The sequence below is a fragment of the Thermodesulfovibrio sp. TK110 genome (genome assembly GCF_054658355.1).
In genome coordinates this window covers 1134843-1154304 of record NZ_BAAHNB010000001.1, presented here as the reverse complement: position 1 = coordinate 1154304, position 19462 = coordinate 1134843, and the positions used below count along the sequence as shown (strand labels likewise).

Sequence of the window (19462 nt, the reverse complement as noted above, 5' to 3'; positions counted from 1 at the left end):
CATACAATTGCATATTATGAATTAAAGATGATTAAAGATTCAATTACCAATCTTCGCGATGAGTTATGATATAATATTTTTATGCAGGACATTTTTGAAATAATAAAGTCAAGAAGAAGCATAAGAAAATACAAAAGACAAGCTCCAGAAGAAGAGTTAATTAAAAAATGCATTGAAGCAGCTCTTTATGCTCCATCTGCAAGAAACTCCCAGCCATGGTATTTTATTATTGTTAAAGATAGAGAAACAATTCAAAAATTAAGCAAAGCACAGCCTTTTACAAAGTTTCTTGAAGCCGCCCCTTATGTTATTGTAGCAGTTGCTGATGAAAAGAAAAGCAATCACTGGCTTGAAGACATGGGATGTGCTATTATGGCTCTTTTGCTTGAAGCTCACTCTCTTGGATTGGGTGCTTGCTGGGGTGCAATTTACAATCCTGAAAACAGAGAAAGGGAAAACTATGTAAGAGGAATTCTTAATATCCCTGAAAATTTAAGAATAATCTCATGTATTGGCATAGGCTATCCTGACGAGACTCCCTCACCCAAAAAAGTAAAATCCCTTGATGAAGCCATCATAAAAATTGTCTGAAAAACTTATTTATACAATTGGAACAAGCAATCGTTCAATTGAGGAATTCATTGAGATTTTAAAAACTTACAGGATAAAAACTGTAATTGATGTGCGAAGTTTTCCCATCTCAAAGAAGTTTCCCCATTTCAGTAAAGATAATCTATCCGAGATTTTAAAGAATGAAGGATTTGAGTATATTTATCTTGGCAGAGAGCTTGGTGGATTCAGAAAAGGTGGCTATGAAGCCTACATGAACACAGAGGAGTTTAAAAGCAGCATTGAAAAGCTTGAAGAAATTGCTGATAAAAGTTTAGCTTTGTTTTTCTGTGCTGAAAAGCTTTTCTTTCGCTGTCACAGAAGATTTATTTCAGAAGTGCTTTCAGAGAGAGGCTGGAGAGTGTTACATATTGTTGAAAAAAACAGGGTTTATGAACATAAAACAAGAATCATGGAGCAAAGATTATTACTTTTTCATGATTAATATGGATATTGAAGAAATTTTTGATCAGAAATCCCTATTATCATACATCACAGAATACCCCTGATAAGCTTAATTTTTCTTTTATGGAAGATGTTGCAAAGGTGCTATTAGTCGCACAATGACAACTACAGGTTCATCCTTTGCCCTATCAAGAACTGCATAGAGATTTTCAATAAACTCTCTGTTATATCCTTCTCCCGTAAAGAAATGTAGACATATAAAATGATGCCTTCGTAAAGAAATCATGGTAATGAATTTTCCCTCCTTCTTTTTCTTTCTGCATAGTATAACATTTTATTCAGGAAATGTCAGATTTAATCTTGACTATGACACCTATGGCATTTACTTAAATCTCGTCTTGCAGTACCTTTTATGCTGGGAAAGTTGTCTGCCATTACACGGCAAAAAAGTGAGGTCTTTTCTATGAATTATTTAATTTTGCATCAATATGCTCAAATGATTTTAAGAGCAGGCTGCAGTATTAAGATTTTACCTTGCTATTTTGAAATGTGAAAAAGTATACTTTGATAATCGCAGAGAGTAAAATATTGGTTGGGATTGAAGTATCCAATGTAGTTTCTTCTTTATGGGAAAAGGTTATTTGATAACTATTTATTGGTTGATGATAGGCGAACTGGCGGCTAAAATGATAAAAATTAAAGGAGCTTATCAATGGAAAACGAAAAAACATTAATTCACGATTTTGATTTCGGCTTAATTAGTGATTATTTTGAAAGATTGGAACGGCAGGGACATGGTAGTGCCGAATCTACTATTAGAGCATTAAGTTTTATTGACAGTATTTCAAATGAAGTAAAAATCGCTGATTTAGGTTGTGGAACAGGTGGACAAACAATGATTCTTGCACAAAATACAAAAAGCACTATTATTGGGCTTGATATTTGTCCAGATTTTATTGAAAAATTTAATAAGAACGCTGAAAAGCTCGGCTTGCAGAGCAGAGTAAAAGGAATTATCGGTTCAATGGATGATTTACCATTTCAAAATGAAGAATTTGATATTATATGGTGCGAAGGGGCTATGGGCATTATAGGTTTTGAAAAGGCTTTAAATTACTCGATATTTTGTCTAACAGCGTTTATATCTAATTAAAATTAAAGCATAGCCGCGGAGCGTTATATGGAAATTGACACACAGGAAGGTAAACATGAGCAATGTCAATTTTTCAGAAATTGCTTCTAAATATGAGAGAGATTCTTTAGTGCAAAAATCCGCTGCGGAAAAACTTATTAATCTTCTCAGGATCAGTAGAAATGATAATGTTTTGGACTTAGGATGTGGGACAGGTCATCTGACAAAGAGAATAAGAGAAATGACGAAAGGTAAAGTCATTGGGATTGATTCTTCGGAAGGGATGATAAAAGAGGCACAGAGAAGAAACGCAGGGATTGATATAATATTTGAAATCAAGAAGGCAGAGGAATTAGACTACGTAGAGTTTTTTGATGTAATATTTTGTAATTCTTCTTTCCAATGGTTTAAGAATCCAGAACCTATAATTAAAAGCTGTTATCGAGCTTTAAGAAAAAATGGACGAATGGGAATTCAGGCACCTGCTAAAAAGATTTATTGTCCCAATTTTATTCAAGGAATATAACTGGTAAAGAATGATCCAACTACCAAAGAAACCTTTGCTTACTTTAAAGACCCCTGGTTTTTTCTTGAAACTGAGGAAGAATATAAGTTGTTATTCGAACAAGTTGGGTTTAGTGTTCCTTTTTCGAAAATAGAAGAAATAAAAACATTGCATACGCCAGAAGAAGTTTTCAAAATTTTTGAGTCCGGAGCAGCGGCGGGTTATCTTAATCAAGATTTCTATGATATCCCCATTGATAAAGAATATATTGAAAACTTCAAGAGGATTATTAAAGAAGTTTTTAATAATCAAACAAAAGAGAATGGATTTGTTGAATTAATATTTTATCGGATATATTTGGTGGCGATTAAAAAATGAAAAGGGGTAAATAACACCAGATAAAAGGCTTCATTCCGTTTCGCCAAAAATTGCCTTTTGCAATTTCATATATCCGTAGAATATGAGCCGATCGGTTTGAATTCTTCATGAAAAAGTGCATATTATCTGAAATTTTTTAAGCATTTAGCTGTTAAATAAAAATGATATTTTATTTGTCTGAGAGGCTCAATAGCTTTAAAAAAGAAGAAGATCGCAATTTTATGTTGTTTTCAAAAATTTCTTTCTTGCTTCTTCTACAATGAATAAAGAGATTGCAAAAGGTATTAAAACAAGCCATACAGTTAATGGGATTGGATATGTTGAAAATACACTGTTTCCCAGTGGATGATAGACAATAAAAAGCTGTAAAGCAATTTCAAAGATTATTCCAACGAGCAAAAACTTGTTTGAAAATATTCCTATGCTCAGGAGTGATTCTCTGAAAGAGCGTGATACAAAACCATTTGCAACCTGTGTAATGACTATTCCAGTAAGACATGCAGTTGTTGCCTGCATATAAAGAATGCTTTTTGCTGAAAGAGCCTGACCCCACTGCCATCCACCAGAGTGCAAAACATAAAAGAATCCAAAAAGCCCTGCAGCTGCTTCAATTGGTCCGAGAACTAAAAATACCCGTAAAAGAAGCTTTAAATTTAAAAGTCTCTCTTTATGGCTTCTTGGTGGTTTTTTCATTACTTCTACTGTTGGTTTTTCTGCTCCCAGTGCAAGTGCTGGAAGTATGTCTGTTCCAAGATCAATGGTAAGAATCTGCATAACAGTGAGAGGAAGAGGAATTTTTAAAATAGCATAGGCAATGTAAGGGACAAGCTCAGCAACATTTGATGTGAAAAAGTATGATATGAATTTTCTTATATTTTCATAGATTGCTCTTCCTTCTTCAATAGCGTTAACAATTGTTGCGAAGTTGTCATCAAGAAGTATTATCTCTCCAGATTCTTTTGCAACATCTGTTCCGCTTCCCATAGCAACTCCTATGTCTGCTTTTTTAAGAGCAGGTGCATCATTCACTCCATCTCCTGTAACTGCAACCCTTTCTCCCATTTCCTGAAGGAGTGTAACAATCCTTAGCTTATCCTTTGGCGTCATTCTTGTAAAAAGTAGTTCTTTTTCTTTAAGCTTTTCCTTAAGCTCTGCATCACTTATCTTATGGAACTCTTCTGCTTCAATGACCAGAGGATTTTTAACAAGTCCTGTTTCTTTTGATACTGCAACCGCAGTTCTGCTTGCATCTCCTGTAATTAAGATTATCCTTACTCCTGCTTCATGGCATTTTTTAATTGCATCTTTTACTTCAGGTCTTGGCGGATCTTCAAGTCCGATGAGTCCAGTAAATATCATTTTTCTTTCAGGCTCATCATGACTAAAGGCAAAACAAAGAACCCTCAATCCCTCATCCATCAGTGAATGACTGGCATTGTTTATTTTTTCTTTTATCTCCTCATTCAGTTCAACTTTCTCTCCCTTTATCATTGCATAGTTGCATAAAGGCAAAACAGTCTCTATTGCTCCTTTTGTAAGGCAAAATTTAACACCATCTATGATGTTTACAGTTGTCATTCTTTTTCTCTCAAAATCAAAGGGAATTTCTGAAAGCCTTTCTGCTATAAAATCTCCAGTATTCTCCCTTACATACCTTAGAAGTGCTACCTCAGTGGGGTCTCCCCTGTATTGATTATCAACAAATTTTGCATTATTGCATAGATATGCAATTTTCAAGAGCATCTCTAATGCCTCTGAGTCAATTGTCCAGATTTTTTTAACTTCCATTTTGTTCTGGGTAATTGTTCCAGTTTTATCAGTGCATATAACTGTGATTGAGCCAAGAGCCTCAACTGCGGTGAGAGTTTTTACAAGAGCTTTTCTTTTAAGCATTCTCTGACTTCCTATGGCAAGTGAAAGTGTTACTGTTGGAAGCATTCCTTCAGGAACAAGTGCAACAATTACGCCAATTGCAAAGATGAAATTTTCCCAGAAGCTTCTTCCAATTGTATGTCCGATAATAAAAAATACAACTCCAACCAGTGTGGCAAAAGTAGCCACAAACTTTGATGTTCTTGCAATCTCTTTTTGAAGAGGAGTTTCCTGAATCTGAACAGTTTCTGTAAGATGGGCAATTCTTCCAAACTCTGTATTCATTCCTGTTGCAAAAACAACTGCTCTGCCATTTCCTGAAACAACAGTTGCACCAGCAAAGGCAATGTTTTTACTTTCTATCAACTCTTCCTGCACAGGTTCATGAGTTAATGTAACAGGCTGAGATTCACCTGTAAGCGGTGCATTATTAACTGTAAGAAAGTTTGACTCAATTACTCTTGAATCTGCTGGAACCTTGTCTCCCTCTGAAAGAATAATCAAATCTCCAGGAACAATCTCCCTTGCAGGAATCTCTTTCTGAGCACCATTTCTTAAAACTTTTACATAAAAAGGCAGCATCAGTCTAAGCTTTTCAATTGCCCTTTCAGCTTTGTATTCCTGTGCAAAGGCAAAAACAGCGTTTATAAAGATAACTCCAATAATTGCAAATCCAAGATGCCTCATTCCTTCACCAGGGTGTAGGTAGTCAGAAATAAAGGCTAAAACAGCAGCAACCCATAGAATTATTGCAAGAAAATGCGTGAACTGACGAAGAAATTTTAAAATAAGGGGAATCTTTTTGATTTCTTTAATTTCATTGTAACCGAAATGAATAAGCCTTTGCTTTGCTTCATCTTCCTTAAGCCCTGCCTCAGATGTATCAAGCAGTTTAAAAACTTCTTCTCTGGTGGCCTCTGTTATTTTCATTTTTTATGGTATGGTTTAAAAACAATTAAATTGCAGGGTGGATTTTCAATTAATTTGCTTACTGAATCAGGCTTGAAAATTCTAAGAAATCCTTCTCTTTTCTGCTCAACAACAAGAAGTTCAATTTTTTTTGAAAGAGCCTGAAACATCATAAGTTTATAAGAAAATTTTGAGAAGACTTTGCTTTCAATCTTTATATCATGTTTTCTTAAAGATGAAAAAATTTTCTCAATATTTTCATCCTTTCCAAAATAATTGATAAAGACCTTTGCATGAAAAATTTTTGAAATATTCATTATAAAATCTGTTTTTTCTTTTAAATAATCAAGCTTTCCTCTCAGAATGAAAAGAATTCTTCTGGGAGTTATTTTCCCCATATTGATAATCTTTACAACCGCCACTGAGCATGGAAGTTTTGAGAGTCTTTTAAACTCATTGGAAAGCAAAAAAGCAATCTCAATTTTTTCTTTTTTTATAATATCTGTCAGTTGCTCAAGCCTTTCTCCTTCCTTTATAATGCATTCAGCTTTGAGATTGTTTTTTTCTGCTTCAATGAAAACTCTTTTCAGTATAGCCTCAGCTTTTTCAAATTTGTCCTCTTTTTTATGGATAAAACATAGATAAAATGAGGAATTATTGAGCCTTGCAAACTTTAATGCATATCGGGCAGAAACTGAAGCAGTAATACCACTGCCAATTTCAGCAAGAACTTTTTTATACATATTTACTCCGATTTCAGTATTATTTTATTTTACATGAAAACAGAAATAGTGCATCTATCACTTTATTTTTGGTATGATAAAACAGTGAAGCTAACGCAGGACATGGCGATTAATATCATGCAAGTCTGATTAACTGTTATAAAATTCCACTCTATTTTTCCCGAGTTTTTTAGCTTTATACATTGCTCTATCAGCTTTTTCTATAATTTCTGAGATTTCTTCTTCCGGATTATAAGGTGCTATTCCTATGCTCGCAGTAATTATAATTTCAGGCATATTTTTAAGTTTTATTTTTTCAATGCTTTTTCTTAATCTTTCTCCTAAATTTTTACTTTCTATAAAGCCACATCTGTAAGCTATAATAACAAATTCTTCTCCTCCGTATCTTATTAATTCATCGGTAGTTTTGATATTATTTCTTAAAATCTGGGCAACTTTTTTGAGAACAATGTCGCCTGTTGAATGTCCATATATATCATTTATATCTTTAAAATTATCTAAATCAATCATTAAAACAGCAGTGGAACTTTTTAATCTTTTGAGTTTAGTTTTTAAAAAATTAAGATAGGCTCTATTATGAATGCCTGTAAGAGGGTCTATATAAACAATTTCTGGAAATTTTTTTATTATGTCTTTCAAGCTTAAAATTCCTACTAATTTATTGTTTTTATTAATAACAGGTAGATGGCTGATATCAAATTTTTTCATTAAATAGAGAGCTTCATGAAAAGACGCTGAAGAAAAAATAGTGATTAAAGAAGTTTTATTTTTATTCAATTTTTCTAATGTTTCACCAATAGTTTCAGGAGGAGGTTGAAAGAAAAAAATTTTTGGTAAGTCCCTTAATGTTATAATTTGCACAGGTTCATTGTTATTATTTGTAATAATAATACTTCCTATTTTATGTTTTACATATAGTTTTACCAAGTTTTGGATTTTATCAAAAAAATTTAAGGTAATAGGATTAGAGGTCATTAATTCTTTAACTTTCATAGAAAGAAAAACTATTAGCCCCCTCAGAAATAAAAAAATGGGGCGGATGACGGGACTCGAACCCGCAGCACCTGGAGCCACAGTCCAGTGCTCTAACCGTTGAGCTACATCCGCCAGCGCGCCTGGAGGGATTCGAACCCCCGACCCACTGCTTAGAAGGCAGTTGCTCTATCCGACTGAGCTACAGGCGCAAGATAAATATATTTTAAAAATTTTAATTGTATTATTGCAATATCTGCTATAATGTTTTATGGAAATAAAAGTTTACGAGATTGAAGAAAAATGCACATTGAAACAAAAATTTGGCAAATGTCTTATACCTTTTAGATTGGCTCGTTTCTGTATGGACTGCTTTACAATTCATATGCAGGACAGATGTCCAAATTGTCTTTCAAATAACTCTGTGAGACTAATTGAGTTATTTTTATCAGAACCAGACCCCTCTGATGAAAAAATCAGAGAGGTCATAAGAAAGAAATTTCTTGAAATTTATTAGATTTTCAGTTTTAAACAAAATTTGTTAAAAACTTTGTTAATCTTTCAGGAAACTTCAGATAAAACCATAAAAATTTATTCTTTGCCTAAAATCAGTGCATCTTAATTTTCTCATACCATAATGAATGCCTGTGCTTTATATACTCTTCATCAATCCATCCTGTAAACATGCTTTTAAGAAGAGGCCAGTTTGATTTAAATAAAAGAACTGTTCCTACATGAACAATAAAAGCTATCATAAATAAAAATCCTGTAAGAGTATGAATCAGTGTATTTATTGACTCCATTGTGGGTGAAAGCACAATCCACTGAAGATTTTTAAGAACTTTTATGATGCCAGTCACTGTTAAAATTAAAATTATTGCTCCAATCCCCAGATATGCAATTCTCTGCTCAGGTAAATACTTGTCTGACGGAGGCTCTTTACCAATTCCTATCATTGCTGCAAGAACTTTAATACTTTTTGATAAATCTCCCTTTTTTGGTAAGAGTGCAAAATCTTTTCTCAAACCATGATAGAAAATGTGAAAAATTACACCAGCAACAAAAACAATAGAGGCAGCATAATGAACTGTGGTGACATAGTAAAAGTCAGCAGTCCAGGCAAATCCAGGAATTTCCGTTATGTAATACCTTTTATAAAGAGGAAGACAGCCAAGTCCTGTAAAGAGTAAAACTATGCCAGACAAAGCAATGCTCCAGTGTTCAATTAATTCAATGATGCTGTGTCTTTTTATCTTATTTTTCATTGTTGTCCTCCTTTTTTGTCTTTTTAGATGAGAAAGCTGCTATGCTGGCTACAGCAGCTGAAAGGAATCCTGAAGCTAAAACCAGTTTACCAATAGGGTTAAATTTTGATTCTATTTTATTTTCCACATTTACAGGCATTTGAAATCTTTCTTTATTCTGTTTTAATGCTTTATCTATTTTTTCAAACGGGATTTTTGAAAGATAAAGGGTTGAAGTGCCTCCATTTTGTTTGTCTCCGTAAATATAAAGTCCTTCTTCTTTAACTTTTCTGTATGCAAGTTCATAAATGTTTTTTCTTTCACCAAATGTAAAAACTGCCTGCTGTCCTAACCTTTCTCTACAGGCAACTACACAGGCTGGCTCTTCACCTTTTTTTATTTTATCCTTACACAAATCGCATTTATACATCACACCACCACCTGCATATTTTGGAAGAATTTTCAGATATATTCCAACTCCAGCCTGCCTTTGCGGAATGTGCCATGGACATACATCCCTGCACTTTGCTCCACCAAAGCAGAGTTTATCATTGATTACAGAATTGCCTTCTGGTTGTTTTGTAAGTGCTCCAAAAGGGCATTCTCTGACGCATGGTGGATTGTCACAGTGCATACATCTTCTTGGAATGTAGAGTTCCTGTCCATCAATACTAATCCTCTGAACAAAAATCCAGTTATAGGGAGTTAAAGTATCAATTTTCCCTCTTTTGTCAGACCAGTCTTCATAGGTTTTTCTGGGCCAGTATGGCTGAATTGGCTTTTTGGGTTCTGGAAATCTTTCTTTATTATACTCCCTGCATGCTTTTACACATTTTGGAATGGGCTCATCTTTGCAACCATCGCATTTTGTAAGATCCACAAGCATAGCATATTTGCCTTCCCGTGCTTCTACATCATTTCCTAAGATTAATGAGCTACATATTGCTCCAGATAAAGCTAAAAATCCTCTCCTTGATATATTCATTTTATACCTCCTCTGGCAACCTGCCATTTATCTTATTTTTCAACCGCCTGCATAATTGAGGGTATTACAAGATAGAGTATTACTCATAAATTGAGAAATTAGTCTTTCTGTTTGACTGCTTCCGCAGTTTGGACATTTCTCAGGCTCATCTCTTTTACTAATAGATTTTAACACCTGAAAAGTTATATTGCACTCTTTGCACTTATACTCATAAAAAGGCATAACCCACCTCCTCCTTACATTGAAGAAATGTAGGTTTTAATAACTTTTTCAATTTCTTTTTCAAGGTTCTGTACTGAATCAGCATTACGCATTAAACATTCATTAAGATAATACATTACAATTAAAAATCCTGCACTTTTTAAAGCTCCATTAATTGAGGCAAACTGGGTTATAATTTCTTCACAGGCTCTTCCGTTTTCTATCATTCTCTGCAGTCCCCTGATCTGTCCTTCAATTCTTCTAAATCTCTGGATAAGTTTAGTTTTATCTTTTTCCATTATACCTAACCCCCCTATTATTTTATTTTTATAATAAAATAAAGTATGTAATTATTGTCAAGTGTAAAGGTATATTTTATCTTGCATATTAAAAATTTTTATGATAGAATAAATTTGCTAATGGAAGATCATAAATTAAAAGTATTCTGCACAGTAGCTGAAACAAAGAGTTTTTCAAAAACTTCAGAGATTATTCATCTTACACAGCCGGCTGTGAGTCTTCAGATTCAGGCATTGGAAGAACTTTATGAAACCAAATTATTTGACCGTTCCTCAGGTAGCATCACTCTGACTCCAGCAGGTGAAATTCTTTATAAATATGCAAAACAGATTTTAAGTTTATATGCAGAGGCTGCAAAAGAAATAAGCAAGATAACTGGATTAATAAAAGGCTGCGTTAAAATAGGAGCTGGCACAACTGTTGGAAACTATATCCTGCCAGCTGTAGCTGTAGACTTCAAAAAAAGACATCCAAAAATCAGAGTAAGTGTCTCAATCGGTAATGCAAAAAAAGTTCTGGAAATGCTCAATTCAAGCATGATAGATTTTGGAATTATTTCTGAGATGCCTGGAAAAAGCAAATTCATTGTTGACTCAATTATATCTGATGAGTTATGTGTAATCTGCTCTTCAGATCATCCTTTAAATAATCAAAAATCAGTCTCCATATATGATGTGGTGAAAGAGCCTTTTGTAATAAGGGAGGAAGGCTCAAGCACAAGGGTTATAATTGAAAAATTTCTTGCAGAGCACGGTATCAGTATTTCTGATTTGCATATATCACTTATTCTTGGCAGTACAGGTTCAATTAAAGAAGCAGTTGAAAGAGGTATAGGTCTGTCCATTATATCAAAATGGGCTGTTCGTAAAGAAGTATCCTGTGGTAATCTGAGAATTCTTAAACTAAAAGAGGGTAAGATAACCAGAGATTTTTATATTGTCTTGCCTAAAAATACAATTCTTTCTCCAGCAGTTGAAGAATTTATTACTTATCTTAAAAACTATCCATATTCAGACTTGCTTTTATAGAGGATCACCTACTTTATGAAGCCTCACAACATTTCTATTGCCTAAGAAAGGCGAACTTGCCACAAACACAACTGCATCACCATTTTTAACAATATTTAGGTTTTTTAATTCTGTTTCAGTTTTCTTTAAAAATAAATTGTCTATCATATCAATTTTTTGAGGTATGTGTTTGGGGATAATGCCCCACAGAAGAGAAAGTCTTCTCCATACTTTTTCATCTGGAGTAAAAGCTATCACAGGCATTAAAGGTCTAAGTTTAGATATAAGCAATGCTGAAAATCCTGAGTGTGTGAAAACAACAATAGCTTTTGCTTCTATGTCCTGAGCGACTTTAACAGCACCTGAAGCAATGGCTTCAGGGAAATATTTAGTTACTTTAAAGGCTGTCATAATTTTATCTGAGAGATTTTTTTCAGTAAAACTTATAATTGAATTCATTGTCTTAACTGATTCAACAGGATATCGTCCAGTGGCTGTTTCTGCAGACAACATGAGAGCATCTGTTCCGTCAAGCACAGCATTTGCTACATCACTTGCTTCTGCTCTTGTTGGTCTTGAATGTTCTGTCATTGATTCCAGCATCTGGGTTGCTGTTATAACAATTTTTTTTCTCTGGTTTGCAATATCTATAAGCATTTTTTGATAAAAAGGAACTTCTTCCGGAGGCAATTCAACTCCAAGGTCTCCTCTTGCCACCATAATTCCTTCAGTAACATCAAGAATTTCATGAATGTTTTCAACTGCTTCTTTTTTTTCTATTTTGGCAATCAATGGTGGCAGCGTAATATTTTGCTCCTTTGCCCATTTTTTAATTAATTCAATGTCATGGGCATTTCTTACAAAGGATACAGCAACATAATCAACATCAAGCTTGATCGCAAAGGCAAGATCAGATTTATCCTTTTCAGTAAATGAACTTATAGAAGTTTTTGTAAATGGAAGATTTACTCCCTTTCTTGATTTTAGAACTCCTCCTTCAATGACTCTACCCATTAATCTATCTTTGAGTTTTTCAATTATTTTGATTTTTAATATTCCGTCATCTATTAAAATATCATCACCAGGTTTAACATCCTCAAGCAAAAGCGGATAGGAAATGAAAATTCTTTTATTATTTGAAAGTTCATTACCAGGATAGATTTCCACTATTTTCCCATCCTGCAGCAAAGCTTCATTATTTTCAACATCACTTATTCTGATTTTGATTCCCTGAAGGTCACCGAGAATTGCTACTGCTTTTTTTAGTTTTTTTGATTCTTCACGAATTATATTTGCAACATTTTTAAAACATTCATAATTTCCATGTGAAAAGTTAAGCCTTGCCACATCCATTCCATTTTCTATCATCTGATGGATTATTTTTCTCTGCTCAGAGGAAGGTCCTATTGTGCAGACAATTTTGGCTTTTCTCATAAAACTAAAATACCTCAGCTTTTGTATCTTTTTTTCTAATTCTCAGATGTTTTTCCCATCCTGGAAGCTTTTCTTTATAATCAGTTCTGTAATGAGCACCAACACTGTTTTTTCTTTCTAAGGCTGCCTCTGTAATTATTAAGCCAACCATTACCATATTTTTGAGCTCTATAGCATAGGGATCAATAAAAAATCTTTCAGCAAGTTTTTCATAAAATGGAATAATTTTAGCCTTTGCTGCACTTAGGGATTCACCACATCTTATTACACCTACCTTTTCCCACATTGTTTGCCTTAATTCTTCTCTCATTTTGTTTATTTCTGACCTATTGATGCTCTGTTTATCTATATAAGGCTCAAAATTAATGGAGCTGAATTTATCCTGTGAACCCTCAACATATTCTATTGCTCCGCATGCAGCGCGGTATCCATAAACAAGTCCTTCAAGAAGGCTATTGCTTGCAAGCCTGTTAGCTCCATGAACTCCTGTGCATGCTACTTCACCTGCTGCAAATAATCCTTCAATATTTGTTCTGCCCCAGATATCTGTTTCAACTCCTCCCATTATAAAGTGAGCTGCTGGAGAAACAGGAATCCATTGCTTTGTTATATCAAAATTGAATCTCAAACATGTAGAGTATATGGAGGGGAATCTTTTTTTAATGAACTCCTCATTAAGATGGGTCATATCAAGGTATACATGAGTTGCCTGTGTTCTTACCATCTCAGATAATATAGCCCTTGAAACAACATCTCTTGGTGCAAGCTCTCCAGAGGGATGGTAATTTTTCATGAATTCTTGTCCATGAATATTTCTCAGACGGGCTCCTTCTCCCCTCATGGCCTCACTTAAAAGAAAGGCAGGAACACCCTGAGCATAAAGTGCTGTTGGATGAAATTGGACAAATTCCATATCTTTTAGATAAGCACCTGCCCGAAAAGCCATTGCCATCCCATCTGCAGTGCAAACCTTTGGATTGGTTGTTCTTGCATAAACCTGTCCTGCACCACCAGTAGCAAGCACAGTTGCTCTGGAAAAACATTTTATAATTTTATCACCTTTTAAAAGCAATGCTCCGTAACACCTGCCTTCTTCAATGATAAGATCAACAGCCATTGTAAAAGAGGCTTTAGTAACTCTTTTTAGGGTTGAAGCTTTGTTTATCAGAACTCTTTCTATTTCTCTTCCTGTGGAGTCTCCATGAGCATGAAGAATTCTTTTTCTTGAATGAGCCGCCTCTAAGGTAAAAGCAAGCTTAGAGCCTTCTTTATCAAACTCAGCACCCCAGTTAATAAGCTCTATAATTCTTTCAGGACCTTCACTTACAAGGATTTTAACTGCTTCTTCATTGCATAATCCATCACCAGCTTTGATTGTATCCTCAAAATGGATTCCTATTTCATCTTCATCACTCAAAGCAACTGCCACACCACCCTGAGCATATTCAGTGGAACTCTCAGTGGGCAAATCCTTTGTTGCCACAATAACATTTCCTTTACTACCAAGTTCAATTGCTGCTCTCAGTCCTGCTACACCACTTCCAATAATGAGATAATCAGTATAAATTTTTTCAGACATATTAATCCTCAAAGGTTACTCTGAATACTTCTTCAATTGATGTAATACCCTGCAAAACCTTATATATTCCACTCTGTCTTAATGTTATCATTCCAAGCCTTACTGCTTCTTTTTTTATTTCTGATGCTGAAGCACCTGTTAAAATAAGCTCTTTTATTTCATCTTTAACTGGCATTACTTCATATAGAGCAACTCGTCCTGAGTATCCTGTGTTATTGCAACTGTTGCAACCTTGTGGTCCATAAATTTTAATCTGCTCAATTTCGTCTTCTGGAAATCCTATCTTAAGAAGTTTTTCTTTTGAATAGTTTTCCTCTTTTTTGCAATGGGGACACAATTTTCTTACAAGTCTTTGAGCTACAATTAAAATCACTGAAGAGGAAATTAAAAAAGGCTCTATTCCCATATTTATGAGTCTTGTTATTGTGCTTGCAGCATCGTTTGTATGAAGTGTGCTCAGAACAAGATGTCCTGTCAAAGCTGCTTTTATAGCAATCTCTGCAGTTTCAAAATCTCTTATCTCACCTACCATTATAATGTCAGGGTCCTGCCTCAGGAATGCTCTAAGTGCAGATGCGAAGGTAAGCCCAATATCTTCTTTTACCTGAACCTGATTTATTCCTGGAAAACTATACTCTACAGGATCTTCAACGGTCATTATATTAACCTCAGGTTTGTTAAGTTTCATTAAAGCAGAATAAAGAGTTGTTGTTTTTCCAGAGCCTGTAGGTCCTGTAACAAGAATCATTCCATAGGGTTTGCTGAGAGCTTCAAGGAAAAAATCTAAGGATTTTTTTTCAAATCCAAGGCGTGTGAGATCAAGCTGAAGAGCTCCTTTTTCAAGTATTCTTAAGACCACTTTTTCTCCATGCATAACTGGAAGAGTTGAAACTCTGAAATCCACCTCTTTTCCTGAAATTTTTAACTTTATTCTGCCATCCTGTGGAAGTCTTCTTTCTGAAATATCAAGATGAGCCATTATTTTAAATCTTGTAATTAGCGAACTTTTTATTTGAAGTGGAAGATTTAAGACATTATGAAGAACTCCATCTATCCTATACCTTACAAAAACACCTTTTTCATAGGGTTCAATATGAATGTCAGATGCTCTCATTTTTAATGCATCCAGAATTATTTTATCGGCAAGCTTTATAATGGGAGCTTCTGTCTGAACAGTTTCCTCTTTTAGCTCTGGTTCATCTTCAGCTACTTCTGTAACAGCACTTTCTACTAAATTAACAACAGCTTTTTCCTCACTCTCTGTTTTAATTAGATTGTATATAAGTTCTGCTAATTCAGAGTTTTTTATAAGATAAATCTGTATATTAAATCCAGTTAGAATGGATTTTATGTAATTCAAATTTGCAACTTCTGAAGTTGCTACTTTTATGGTGTTTTCTGTTTTGCTGAAGGGAATAAATTTATACTTTTTTATGAACTCCTCAGGAACTAACTTAAAAGCGCTTTTGTCTATTGATTGAGCTGTAAGATGAACCAGTGGGTAGCCATATATTTCACTTAATGCAGAGAAGATCTGATCTTCAGAAGCATATCCTAAGCGAGTAAGAGCCTCGCCAATCTTAATTTTTTCTGTTTTTTGAACTTTCAATGCATAAAGAAGCTGTTCCTCTGTGATAGCTCCTTTTTTAACAAGATATTCTCCTAAGGAAGTTATACCAACAATTCCCATTATAGTTTGATTTTAATAAAATTCAGTAAATTTTTCACTTCTTCCACTTTTGAAAATGCCATTATATGAATTCCGTGACAGAGCTTTTTCTCAATTATATTTAGCATCAGCTTTCCTGCGAGATCAACTCCGAATTTTTCAACATCCTCATCCTTTAATTCTTCAATTTTATCTAATAACCATCTCGGAATACTGACACCCGGCACCTTAGTGTTAAGATAGTTTAACATTTTTTTACTTCTTATAATAACTATACCTGCAATTACTTTTGTATTGAACTTTGCTGCATATTCCATAAATTTCTCAAGCAATGCAGTTTCAAATATCATCTGTGTTTGAAAGAACTCTGCACCCATTTTAAGTTTTTGTTCAAATCTTTTTAGCTGAGGCATTAGAGGTTCTGCATTGGGATTTACCACAGCTCCATAAAAAAATTCTGTTTTTCCATTTAGTTTATTTCCGTTAAGGTCAAATCCATTGTTAAGATTACTTACTAATTTTAAAAGAATTGAAGAATCTATATCATAAACAGGTTTTGCTTCCTTATGGTCTCCAAGTGCAGGATGATCTCCTGTCATTACCAGAAGATTTCTGATTCCCAATGCGTGTGCACCAAGAAGGTCTGATTGAATGCCAATTCTGTTTCGGTCTCTACAGGTCATCTGAAGCACAGGTTCAAAACCTAAATCAAGAGAAATTTTAGATGCAGCCAGAGAACACATTCTCATTTTGCCAGAGGGATTGTCAGTAAAATTTACAGCATCAACCAGCAGTTTTAATTCCTGTAGTTTACTTACCATCTGAGTTATTTCAGGTCCTTTTGGTGGAGTTATTTCTACAGTGATTACAAAATCTCCATTTATTAATTTTTTCTTAAGATTGCTCAATTTATTTCTCCTTAACCATTCTTGGTGAGTTAGCCTTTGACCAGTCCTTTGGACCTAAGATATTTTCATAGAATTTATCTGTGAATCCTCTTTTTTCAAGAATGTCATAGGCAGCTATCCATGCACATTTTCTCATGGGATTCACCTCACATTTACCATCTTTATATCCTCCACATGGACCATTAAGCATTGATTTTGGACAGAGGGTTACAACGCAAACTCCTGTAATGGCAAGAAAACATTCACCACAGGCACGACATCTTTCTTCAAATTCTCTGAATCTGCGCATATTCCCAATAAAAAGAGTGTCATTTATTGGAATAACAGGCTTTTCTTCAAAAAGCTCTGTAATACTCTGAGTTCCTGCACCACAGGACAAAACCATTATGCATTGAGCTTCCTCAATAGAGTCTCTGTATTGAGAAAGTTCTCTTTTTGTTCCAAGAATCTGACAGCCTGTTTTTGCAATCATCCAACCTGTTACTTTTTTATTATTGCTTTCAAGCCATTGTTTTAAATTTAAAATTGCCTCTTCATTGCCTGTTCCGCACAGAGTTGCACATTCTGAGCATCCAATAAGAAAAAATTTATCAAAATTTTCAATGTATTTTTCAATTTCTTTCAGATCCTTTTTTCTGGTTATAATCATAATAAACCTCGCTGAAGCTTTGTTGCATAAACCGTGTTTTCCATAAGCATTGCTATTGTCATTGGTCCGACTCCTCCTGGAACAGGAGTTATGTAAGAGGCTTTCTCTTTTACTTCATTAAAATCAACATCTCCTGCAACTTTTCCATTAGCTGTCACATTTATTCCTATGTCAACTACAACTGCACCTTCCTTTACCATTGAAGCATTGATAAATTTCTCTTTGCCTATGGCAACACATAAAATATCAGCTCTTTTTGTTATCTCATGAAGCTCTTTTGTTTTACTGTGGCAGACAGTAACTGTGGCATTTCTTTTTAATAAAAGCAAAGAAAGAGGTTTACCAACTATAATACTTCTTCCAATAACAACAGCATTTTTCCCTTCTAAATTGATTTTATATTCATCAAGCATTCTTAAAACTCCTTTTGGCGTGCATGGAATAAACAGAGGAGTATCCATTAAAAGCTTTCCAAGACAGTATGGAGTAAAGCCATCAACATCCTTAAATGGATTTATTTTTTCTAAAATTTTCTGTTGATTTAAATTTTTTGGAAGAGGTAACTGAACAAGTATTCCATTAACCTGAGGATTATCATTTAATTCATCAATTAGTTTAATCAAGCTTGCTTCATCAGTATTTTCAGGAAGTCTGTAAACTATACTCTCAATATCTAATTCATTGCAGGACATTTCTTTAAAAGCGACATACTTTTGACTTGCTTTATTCTCACCAACAAGCACAACAGCAAGGCATGGTCTAATACCTTTGTCTTTCAGATTATGAACCTCTTTTTTTAATTCTTCTTTAATCTTACTGGCAAGGAGTTTTCCATCAATAATCTCTGCACTCATTTATTTATCCTTGTTTATTAATTCAAGTGCTTCCTGTCTTGTTGTCTGGCTTTTTCTAAAAATACCTCTAACAGCAGAAGTAATTGTTTTTGCTCCTTGTTTTTTTATTCCTCTCATACTCATGCACAGGTGCTCTGCTTCAATAACAACCATACATCCCTTTGGCTTTAATTTTTCTATTATCAAATCTGCCAGTTCTTTAGTCAGTCTTTCCTGAACCTGTGGTTTTTTTGCTAAGTAATCCAGTGCCCGTGGAAGTTCACTCAATCCAACAATTCTTCCATCTGGAATATAGGCAATATGAGCATATCCAAAAAACGGTAAAAAATGATGTTCACAAATTGAGTAAAAAGGTATATTTCTTAAAAGAACCATTTCATCGTGAGTAGCTCCCTCAATGCATTTGAGTAATTCTTCCTCTGGAGGTTCAAGCCCTTTAAAGATTTCTTCACACATTCTTGCAATACGTTCAGGGGTTTCAATGAGTCCTTCCCTTTCAGGGTTTTCACCAATTCCCTCAAGAATGAGTCTTACACCTTTTTTAATTTTTTCTCTGTCAAACACAGTTTATCACCCTTTCATCAGTTATAATTAAATCAAGCTTTACATCGTGTGATTCTACAGGTAATTTGTCTAATATCTGCTCTTCATATGCTAATCCTGCTGCTATCCCTTTTTTTCTGCAAAGAAGTTTATCATAAAATCCTCCGCCATATCCAATTCTAAAGCAGTTTTTGTCAAACGCCAATCCAGGAACAGCAATAACTTCAATATCTTCAAGCTGAGCCTTTTGAGCATTACAGGGCTCAAGAATTGATTTGTAACCCTTAGCCAACTGAGAGCGTTCCTTTATCCAGTAAATTTCTAAATTTTTTCCCTTTACCTTTGGGAAAGCAGTTTTTATTGAGAGTTTCCTACAGTAGTCAAAAATTCTCCATGTATCAACTTCACTTCCAAAGGATGCATAAAGAAGCACAGATTTCACATGTTTTTCTCTCAAAAAGTTAATGAATTTTAAAGCAATCTTTTCATCCTTCCTGGTTTTTAACTCTGGCTCAATTTTGTTTCTTAGTTCAAGCATTTTTTTTCTGATTTCTTTTTTCATCA

Annotated in this window: 22 protein-coding genes, 2 tRNA genes and 1 pseudogene; 7 read left to right on the top strand and 18 right to left on the bottom strand. The window is 34.3% G+C overall.

What is annotated here, in order from left to right; all coding sequences use genetic code 11:
- Positions 1–81: 81 nt before the first annotated feature.
- Both ACYQ3X_RS05990 and ACYQ3X_RS05985 read left to right on the top strand, forming a co-directional pair.
- Positions 82–591 (top strand): nitroreductase family protein, encoded by a 510-nt coding sequence (locus ACYQ3X_RS05990; protein ID WP_460180908.1) that lies wholly within the window; start codon positions 82–84, stop codon positions 589–591.
- Positions 584–1054 (top strand): DUF488 domain-containing protein, encoded by a 471-nt coding sequence (locus ACYQ3X_RS05985; RefSeq protein WP_460180907.1) that lies wholly within the window; start codon positions 584–586, stop codon positions 1052–1054. Before ACYQ3X_RS05990 ends, ACYQ3X_RS05985 begins: the two co-directional genes overlap by 8 nt.
- 81 nt (positions 1055–1135) lie before the next feature.
- On the opposite strand, the gene ACYQ3X_RS05980 is transcribed toward ACYQ3X_RS05985, so the two are convergent.
- Positions 1136–1300, bottom strand: coding sequence for a hypothetical protein (locus ACYQ3X_RS05980; protein ID WP_460180906.1), 165 nt, complete (start codon positions 1298–1300; stop codon positions 1136–1138).
- A gap of 426 nt (positions 1301–1726) precedes the next feature.
- Between ACYQ3X_RS05980 and ACYQ3X_RS05975 the strand changes: the two are divergent.
- From ACYQ3X_RS05975 to ACYQ3X_RS05965, 3 genes and pseudogenes are all read left to right on the top strand, one after another.
- Positions 1727–2128 (top strand): annotated as a pseudogene (locus ACYQ3X_RS05975) (class I SAM-dependent methyltransferase); the annotation flags it as partial.
- Between the two features lie 94 nt (positions 2129–2222).
- Positions 2223–2672 (top strand): class I SAM-dependent methyltransferase, encoded by a 450-nt coding sequence (locus tag ACYQ3X_RS05970; protein WP_460180905.1) that lies wholly within the window; start codon positions 2223–2225, stop codon positions 2670–2672.
- An 87-nt stretch (positions 2673–2759) separates the two neighbouring features.
- Positions 2760–3029, top strand: coding sequence for a hypothetical protein (locus ACYQ3X_RS05965; RefSeq protein ID WP_460180904.1), 270 nt, complete (start codon positions 2760–2762; stop codon positions 3027–3029).
- Positions 3030–3248: 219 nt separating this feature from the next.
- Here the strand turns inward: ACYQ3X_RS05965 and ACYQ3X_RS05960 are convergent, their stop codons facing one another.
- The 5 genes from ACYQ3X_RS05960 to ACYQ3X_RS05940 all read right to left on the bottom strand — a co-directional run bounded on the left by ACYQ3X_RS05960 (position 3249) and on the right by ACYQ3X_RS05940 (position 7737).
- Complete coding sequence (locus ACYQ3X_RS05960; RefSeq protein ID WP_460180903.1) at positions 3249–5831, bottom strand: cation-translocating P-type ATPase; 2583 nt, start codon at positions 5829–5831, stop codon at positions 3249–3251.
- A complete protein-coding gene (locus tag ACYQ3X_RS05955; RefSeq protein WP_460180902.1) occupies positions 5828–6553 on the bottom strand; it encodes a universal stress protein in 726 nt (241 codons plus the stop codon). The genes ACYQ3X_RS05960 and ACYQ3X_RS05955 overlap by 4 nt, the downstream gene beginning before the upstream one ends.
- 129 nt (positions 6554–6682) lie before the next feature.
- Positions 6683–7528, bottom strand: coding sequence for a diguanylate cyclase (locus tag ACYQ3X_RS05950; protein ID WP_460181696.1), 846 nt, complete (start codon positions 7526–7528; stop codon positions 6683–6685).
- 56 nt (positions 7529–7584) lie between these two features.
- Positions 7585–7660 (bottom strand) — tRNA-His (locus ACYQ3X_RS05945).
- A 3-nt stretch (positions 7661–7663) separates the two neighbouring features.
- A tRNA-Arg gene (locus tag ACYQ3X_RS05940) sits at positions 7664–7737 on the bottom strand.
- Between the two features lie 59 nt (positions 7738–7796).
- Here ACYQ3X_RS05940 and ACYQ3X_RS05935 point away from each other — a divergent pair.
- Positions 7797–8042: a hypothetical protein gene (locus ACYQ3X_RS05935; RefSeq protein WP_460180901.1), complete on the top strand. Its 246-nt coding sequence runs from the start codon at positions 7797–7799 to the stop codon at positions 8040–8042.
- A 91-nt stretch (positions 8043–8133) separates the two neighbouring features.
- Here the strand turns inward: ACYQ3X_RS05935 and ACYQ3X_RS05930 are convergent, their stop codons facing one another.
- Genes ACYQ3X_RS05930 through ACYQ3X_RS05915 form a run of 4 tightly spaced genes read right to left on the bottom strand, consistent with a single transcriptional unit; the run spans position 8134 to position 10254 of the window.
- Positions 8134–8790 carry a formate dehydrogenase subunit gamma gene (locus tag ACYQ3X_RS05930; RefSeq protein ID WP_460180900.1) on the bottom strand — a complete coding sequence of 219 codons (657 nt, stop codon included), beginning with the start codon at positions 8788–8790 and terminating at the stop codon, positions 8134–8136.
- Entirely contained in the window at positions 8780–9754 is a 975-nt protein-coding gene (locus ACYQ3X_RS05925) for a 4Fe-4S dicluster domain-containing protein (RefSeq protein ID WP_460180899.1), read from the bottom strand. The genes ACYQ3X_RS05930 and ACYQ3X_RS05925 overlap by 11 nt, the downstream gene beginning before the upstream one ends.
- A 39-nt stretch (positions 9755–9793) precedes the next feature.
- Entirely contained in the window at positions 9794–9976 is a 183-nt protein-coding gene (locus tag ACYQ3X_RS05920) for an FmdB family zinc ribbon protein (protein ID WP_460180898.1), read from the bottom strand.
- 14 nt (positions 9977–9990) lie between these two features.
- The gene (locus tag ACYQ3X_RS05915) at positions 9991–10254 is read right to left on the bottom strand and encodes a metal-sensitive transcriptional regulator (RefSeq protein WP_460180897.1); all 264 of its coding nucleotides are present in this window, start codon (positions 10252–10254) and stop codon (positions 9991–9993) included.
- Between the two features lie 120 nt (positions 10255–10374).
- On the opposite strand from ACYQ3X_RS05915, the gene ACYQ3X_RS05910 reads away from it, so the two are divergent.
- Positions 10375–11283 (top strand): selenium metabolism-associated LysR family transcriptional regulator, encoded by a 909-nt coding sequence (locus ACYQ3X_RS05910; RefSeq protein WP_460180896.1) that lies wholly within the window; start codon positions 10375–10377, stop codon positions 11281–11283.
- Here the strand turns inward: ACYQ3X_RS05910 and pyk are convergent.
- From pyk to ACYQ3X_RS05870, 8 genes are read right to left on the bottom strand one after another with little or no spacing between them, the layout of a single operon-like run.
- Entirely contained in the window at positions 11278–12696 is a 1419-nt protein-coding gene (gene pyk, locus ACYQ3X_RS05905) for a pyruvate kinase (protein WP_460180895.1), read from the bottom strand. The two genes, ACYQ3X_RS05910 and pyk, sit on opposite strands and share 6 nt — an antisense overlap.
- Positions 12697–12700: 4 nt before the next feature.
- Complete coding sequence (gene nadB / locus ACYQ3X_RS05900; protein ID WP_460180894.1) at positions 12701–14275, bottom strand: L-aspartate oxidase; 1575 nt, start codon at positions 14273–14275, stop codon at positions 12701–12703.
- Between the two features lies 1 nt (position 14276).
- A complete protein-coding gene (gene pilB / locus ACYQ3X_RS05895; RefSeq protein ID WP_460180893.1) occupies positions 14277–15965 on the bottom strand; it encodes a type IV-A pilus assembly ATPase PilB in 1689 nt (562 codons plus the stop codon).
- Positions 15965–16852 carry a methylenetetrahydrofolate reductase gene (locus ACYQ3X_RS05890; RefSeq protein WP_460180892.1) on the bottom strand — a complete coding sequence of 296 codons (888 nt, stop codon included), beginning with the start codon at positions 16850–16852 and terminating at the stop codon, positions 15965–15967. Before ACYQ3X_RS05890 ends, pilB begins: the two co-directional genes overlap by 1 nt.
- A 1-nt stretch (position 16853) precedes the next feature.
- A complete protein-coding gene (locus ACYQ3X_RS05885; RefSeq protein ID WP_460180891.1) occupies positions 16854–17501 on the bottom strand; it encodes a methylenetetrahydrofolate reductase C-terminal domain-containing protein in 648 nt (215 codons plus the stop codon).
- Entirely contained in the window at positions 17498–18355 is an 858-nt protein-coding gene (folD, locus tag ACYQ3X_RS05880; protein WP_460180890.1) for a bifunctional methylenetetrahydrofolate dehydrogenase/methenyltetrahydrofolate cyclohydrolase FolD, read from the bottom strand. The genes ACYQ3X_RS05885 and folD overlap by 4 nt, the downstream gene beginning before the upstream one ends.
- Positions 18356–18919 (bottom strand): GTP cyclohydrolase I FolE, encoded by a 564-nt coding sequence (gene folE / locus ACYQ3X_RS05875; RefSeq protein ID WP_460180889.1) that lies wholly within the window; start codon positions 18917–18919, stop codon positions 18356–18358. It abuts the gene before it with no gap.
- Positions 18912–19460 (bottom strand): 5-formyltetrahydrofolate cyclo-ligase, encoded by a 549-nt coding sequence (locus ACYQ3X_RS05870; protein ID WP_460180888.1) that lies wholly within the window; start codon positions 19458–19460, stop codon positions 18912–18914. Before ACYQ3X_RS05870 ends, folE begins: the two co-directional genes overlap by 8 nt.
- Between the last annotated feature and the right edge of the window lie 2 nt (positions 19461–19462).